Below are 5,332 nucleotides of genomic sequence, written 5' to 3' on the forward strand. Positions count from 1 at the left end.
AGTGGGGAGTTTCCCTGTCCGCGGGGAGATTTAGTGTCCGCCAGCGGGCGACTGATCGTGTCCGCCACCGGGGAGTTCAAGAAGTCCGTTGACAGAGGTCCACCCTGACGGTGTCGTGGATGTCCACGTCGTCTTCGATCGGTCGATTCCACTTGTGTGCACAGTGATCGCAGAGGTAGAGGACCAGGTCTTGTCCCGCATGGGTCATCGGTTTTCCGCGGCGGACCGCTTCGTTGAGGCAGCGGGGGCACGGGTCGGTGGTGTGGGCGCCAATGGATCGGGACACCGTTTGATGGTGCGGTGGGTCAGCCGAGTACAGCAATCGCAATCCTCCCTGCGGCGAGGGGGCTCGATCGACGTGCGGCGGACCGGCGGCATCAGGGCCGGAGAGTGCGGGGGTGTCTTGCTCGGTCATGCCTGGCCGGGGGACGTGGGTTGCGGCACTCTCTTGCTGTGGATGCGGGGACTTCAGCGGTTCTGGGGGCGGTGGTCGGGGTGGTGGGAACCGCTCTGGCCGCCGCCATCGCCGGGCTGGCCGGGCAGCGGCAGGTCCGGGCCGAGCATCGGCACTGGCGCCGTCAACTGCGGCGTGATGCCTACGCGGCGTTCACGGCCAGGGCCGATGAGGTGGTGGAGGCGCTGCGGAGGATCGAGGCGGAGTACGGCACGCCGGGGCACGACCTCGGTGATCTCCGGGACGCTCTTGACGACGTTCGAAGAGTGATCCGTACGGAACTGGGCGATGCCCAGACCACGGTGGAACTTGAGGGGCCTGAAGAACTTGCCCGTATGGCCGGTGAGGTGACCAAATCGCTGTCCGCCAGTGTCGCGGCGATTCAGGCCCGGACCTTGGGGCGGGACGGGAACGACGCGCTCGGGGCCGATGAGCTGTACCGCATTCGGCGGTTCCTCAATCACGCCACGAACAAGCGGCAGAAGTTCGTGGGGCAGGCGCGTAAGGCCATTGATGTGTGAGGTGAGTGGAGTGTGCGACGGGGTGGGGTCGCGTCGTCGCTCCGCCGTCCGGAGGGCTACGCCCCCCACACCCGCAGATGGTCCCGCAAGCGGCGGGCCACCTGGCCCATCACCGCGTCCACCCCCGGCTGATGGCCCGCCGCCACCTGGGATTCCGTCAGGGCCGCTACCGCGTAGCGGTGGCCGTCCGTGTGTTCGACCACTCCTGCCTCGTGCCGCAGGTTGAGCAGGGTGCCGGTCTTGGAGGACCAGGTGGCGGCGTCCGAGGCGAAGTCGGGGGCGAGGCGGTGGCGTAGGACGTTGGCGGCGAGGAGGGTTCGGGTGGCCTCGGCGACTTCGGGGGGCAGGGTGGGGTGCCAGATCGCCTGGAGGAGGTCTACGAACGCTCTGGCCGTGCCGGTGTTGGCGTGGGTGACGTCGAGCTGGGGGACGCGGTGGCCTCGGCCGGGGGTGCCGGCGTCGATGGCCAGGGCGTGGGCGAGGTGGACGTCGGAGGCGGCGAAGCGTTCCGCCGGGGTGTCGGTCAGTTCGTCCATGGTGTGACGCACGGCGATCCCGGTGAGTCCGAAGTCCGTCAGGATGGCGGCCACTTGGGTGGGTGGGGTGAGGGTGAAGAGGGCGTCGGCGGCTGTGCCGTCGCTGATGCAGGTGCTCAGATACACCAGGTCCTCCACCGCGATCCGCGCCGGGTGGCGGAAGCGGCTCAGTCCGGCGGGGCCGGGGGTGGTGATCCGGCCCGGCTGTACGTCGACGGGCATCGCGGGGTCCAGTTCGCCCCGCCGGATCCGTTCCAGGGTCGCCAGGGCGAGGGGGACCTTCACCAGGGACGCCACCGGGAACTCGATGTCCGGGTCCAGGCCCACCTCCTCCCCCGTGTCCAGGTCCCGCACCAGGAACGAACCGTGCAGTCCGCTCTCGCGCAGCGTGCCGCGCAGGTCGGTGAGGAGGGTGGTTGTGGTCGGGTTCGTGGTCATTCCTCGCCCCTCATGTAGCGCTCCTCATTCCTCGCCCCTCGGGTATCGGTCCCTTGTTTCGTTCGTGTGCTGCGCCTGCGCCCCTACGCACGCCGCCAGTTCCCGTGCGCAGCCGCGGCGGAGGCGGGCCGTCGTCTCGGGTGGGGTGTCCTCCGCGGCGGTGAGTGTGTAGCCGCGGGCCGGGCCCGGGGTCAGTTCGCCTATCTCCCGCCACTCCAGGCCCAGCGCCTGCGACTGGGCGCGTGAGCACAGCAGGGCGTCCCCCGTGCCGGACAGCACCTCGGCCGCGGCCGGCGCCAGTCCGCCGGCCACCGCCAGCTGGGCCGGGCGCAGACCCAGCGCGTCGCGCAGCCGGGTCAGCCGGTCGCGCACATGCGGTACGTCGTCCTCCGGCTGGAGCCAGACCCGGCGTGGGCGTCGGGCGCCGTCCGCCCGCCCCGGGCGCAGGGTGTCCAGGTAGAGAGGGCCCGCGCCCGGCGCGTCCGTGACCGCGAGGCCGAGCGGGACCGTCCAGACCGCCGCGTCCGGCGCCACCGCCAGCAGCGCCGCCCGCACCTCCCGCGAGCCGACCAGTTCGGCGCGTTCGGCGGGGGCGGCCGGGCGGGGTTCGAGGGGGATGCCCTGGCGGTGCGCGGCGGCGATCAGCCGTGCCAGCGCGCCGGTCGGGCAGTCGGCCGGGACCGCCAGCCGCAGCGGCCGGTGCCGGGCGGCCTGCGCCTCGTGCTCCAGCCGGTCGCCGAGCCGGACGAGCTGGCGGGCCAGCGGCAGGACCTCCCGGCCGAACGGGGTCAGCGTCACCGTACGCGACGATCGCGACAGGAGGCGTTCGCCGAAGTGGCGTTCCAGGGCGGCGATGCGTCGGCTGGCCACGGACTGGGCCATCCGGGCCGCCGCCGCGCCCACCGTGAAACTCCCGTGCTCGCTCACATGGACGAACGCTCGGCATGCCCCCAGAAGATCCACAGCTCTCATCATCTCAAAATCTCGAACCCGGACCTCCGGGCACATCCATGCCGAATCGGCATGAATGCGTGCGGGTGCGTCTTGGACGGTGGGGGTGGGCGGGGGTCAGGGTGAGGAGCGAGGGGGCGGTTCCGGTCCCCGGCCCTGGCCTGGGGGTTCGGGTTCGGTTCAGCCTGCCGTCGGCTGGGGTTCCGTTGCCGGGCCCTGCCCTTCGCCGTGTATCGCCGTTCGGCATCACGGTGCGTTCGCTGTGTTGTCGCTGTCTGGAGGCCATGCCATGACGTCGTACGTGCTGAGGGTTCGCCGGGGTGCCGCCGCGGTGGCCGGGGTGCTCGCGCTCGCCGCCCTGCCCGCCTGCGCCGAGGGGGAACCCCAAGCGGATCGGACGGGGGGTGCGGGGGCCTCCGCCGGTGCGGGGGTGGAGAAGCAGCCCGACGCCAAGAGTGTGAAGCGGGACTTCCAGGCGCTGGAGAAGGAGTTCGACGCCCGGATCGGCGTCCACGCGCTGGACACCGGTACCGGGCGGACCGTCGGGCACCGGCCGGACGAACGGTTCGCCTACGCCTCCACCTTCAAGGCGCTGGCCGCCGGTGCCGTGCTGCGCGAGTACGGGGTGGAGGGGATGGACAAGGTCATCCACTACTCCAAGGAGGACATCGTCGCCAACTCGCCCATCACCGAGGACTTCGTCGACAGCGGGATGAGTCTGCGCGAGCTGTGCGCGGCCACCGTCTGGTACAGCGACAACACCGCCGTCAATCTGCTCCTGGAGGACCTCGGCGGGCCCGACGCCCTGGAGGCCGTCCTCGCCGAACTCGGCGACGACGTCATCCGCATGGACCGCTACGAGCCCGATATGAGCGAGGGCAGGCCCGGGGACGTACGGGACACCAGCACGCCCCGCGCCATGACCGGCAGCCTGCGCGCGATGCTGCTCGGGGACGCCCTCAAGCGGGACGAGCGGGAACTGCTCGCCACCTGGATGCGGACCAACACCACCGGCGAGACCCTGGTCGCCGCCGGGGTCCCGGACGGCTGGACCGTCGGCGACAAGAGCGGTACGGCGGGCTACGGCGGCCGTAACGACATCGCCGTGCTGTGGCCCGAGAACGGCGGCAACCCGATCGTGGTCTCCGTCCTCACCAGCCGGGACGAGGAGAACGCCGAGCGTCGTGACGAGGTCGTGGCGAAGGCGGCGGCGGTGGCGATGAAGGGGCTGGGGCGGGGCTGACGGGGGGATGGGCGTCCGGGGTGCCGGTCGGGGAAGGGGCGTTGTCAGTGCCGCGTCCTACGCTGTGAGGCAATGGACGGGCAATGGCGTTGCTCCGGGCTCCGATGGTCCGCGCGGGGGCCCGAGCTGGAGTGGGACGGCGGTCGGCGATCCGCGCTGACCTGGGGGAAGCGGGTGGCCTTCGGGGTGGTGGGGGAGGGGAGCGGGCGGACCTGTACGGGCGCCCGGGGCAATCCCTGCCCGCGCCGGGCCCCGGTGCCGGGGCGCAGTACGGGCGCGCGGTGCGAGGAGTGCGCGCGGCTGGACCGGGCCCATTCGGTGGCCGCCGACACCATCGCCGACGACCCCCGGCCCTACCACGTGTATCTGGCGTGGTTCGGGCCCGGCATGGCCAAGGTCGGGATCACCGCCGTCGAGCGGGGTCCGGCGCGGCTGCTGGAGCAGGGCGCGGTCTGTTTCAGCTGGCTGGGCGCCGGGCCGCTGATGTCCGCGCGCCGCGCCGAGGAACTGCTGCGGGCGGCCCTGGGCGTGCCGGACCGGATTCCCTACGCCGACAAGCGCGCGGTGCGCTCCGCGCTGCCGCCGGACGCGGCCGACCGGGCCGCCGAGATCGCGGAGCTGCACGGGCGGGCGGTGACGCTGGGCGGCTGGCCGGAGGCGCTGAGACGGGCGCCGTTCCGGGCCGTGGACCATACGGGGGTGTTCGGGCTGGCGGGGCTGCCGGATGCCTTCGGCGAGGTGCGGGAGCTGGTGGCGGGCGGTGTCGTCGGGGGCGAGCTGGTGGCCGCCGCCGGGCCGGATCTTCATTTGGGTACGGGGGAGGGGGTCTTGGTGCTGGATACGCGGCTGATGCGGGGGTGGGGGCTGGCTCCGGTGCCGGAGTCGGTGCCAGCGGGGAACGGGGGGTCGAAGACGGGGCCAGGAACGGAGGCGGGATCAGGGCCATGGTCAGGGGAACTGTCCGTGCCCATACGGGCGTACGCGCGGGAGGCGCACCAGCAGGAAGGGCCCTTCTGAACCGGCTCCCCGGCCCCGCCCTTCCCTCCGGGAGCCGGGCCCACTCCCCTCTCGGCAGCCCCCGTCGCCCCGCGCCTCCCTAGGAGTTGTCTTCAATTGTCACGCCCACATCAGGAGCGATGCGAGGGTGACGGCTGCCTGGTAGGACTCGGCGGTCTTGTCGTAGCGGGTT

5 protein-coding genes are annotated in these 5,332 nt (G+C 72.2%); 3 read left to right on the plus strand and 2 right to left on the minus strand.

Annotated features, from left to right (window positions below; all coding sequences use genetic code 11):
* Positions 1 to 453 precede the first annotated feature (453 nt).
* On the plus strand, positions 454 to 975 hold the full coding sequence (locus ABZX40_RS41390) for a hypothetical protein (RefSeq protein ID WP_355751376.1): 522 nt from the start codon (positions 454 to 456) through the stop codon (positions 973 to 975).
* 56 nt (positions 976 to 1,031) lie between these two features.
* Here the strand turns inward: ABZX40_RS41390 and ABZX40_RS41395 are convergent, their stop codons facing one another.
* Entirely contained in the window at positions 1,032 to 1,949 is a 918-nt protein-coding gene (locus ABZX40_RS41395; RefSeq protein WP_355751379.1) for a serine hydrolase, read from the minus strand.
* Between the two features lie 24 nt (positions 1,950 to 1,973).
* Complete coding sequence (locus ABZX40_RS41400; RefSeq protein WP_355751382.1) at positions 1,974 to 2,912, minus strand: LysR family transcriptional regulator; 939 nt, start codon at positions 2,910 to 2,912, stop codon at positions 1,974 to 1,976.
* Between the two features lie 277 nt (positions 2,913 to 3,189).
* Here ABZX40_RS41400 and bla point away from each other — a divergent pair, with 277 nt between their 5' ends.
* Together bla and ABZX40_RS41410 are read left to right on the plus strand one after the other, a co-directional pair.
* A complete protein-coding gene (gene bla, locus ABZX40_RS41405) occupies positions 3,190 to 4,143 on the plus strand; it encodes a class A beta-lactamase (protein WP_355751385.1) in 954 nt (317 codons plus the stop codon).
* A 72-nt stretch (positions 4,144 to 4,215) separates the two neighbouring features.
* Entirely contained in the window at positions 4,216 to 5,160 is a 945-nt protein-coding gene (locus ABZX40_RS41410; protein WP_355751388.1) for a DUF2797 domain-containing protein, read from the plus strand.
* Positions 5,161 to 5,332: the final 172 nt, after the last annotated feature.

The organism is Streptomyces sp. NPDC004610 (assembly GCF_040609715.1).
Taxonomy (GTDB): domain Bacteria; phylum Actinomycetota; class Actinomycetes; order Streptomycetales; family Streptomycetaceae; genus Streptomyces.

Excerpts from the sequence above, each read along its gene's own strand:
- ABZX40_RS41395 (WP_355751379.1), bottom strand. The coding sequence starts at position 1,949 with ATGACCACGAACCCGACCACAACCACCCTCCTCACCGACCTGCGCGGC.
- ABZX40_RS41410 (WP_355751388.1), top strand. The coding sequence starts at position 4,216 with ATGGACGGGCAATGGCGTTGCTCCGGGCTCCGATGGTCCGCGCGGGGG.
- bla (WP_355751385.1), top strand. The coding sequence starts at position 3,190 with ATGACGTCGTACGTGCTGAGGGTTCGCCGGGGTGCCGCCGCGGTGGCC.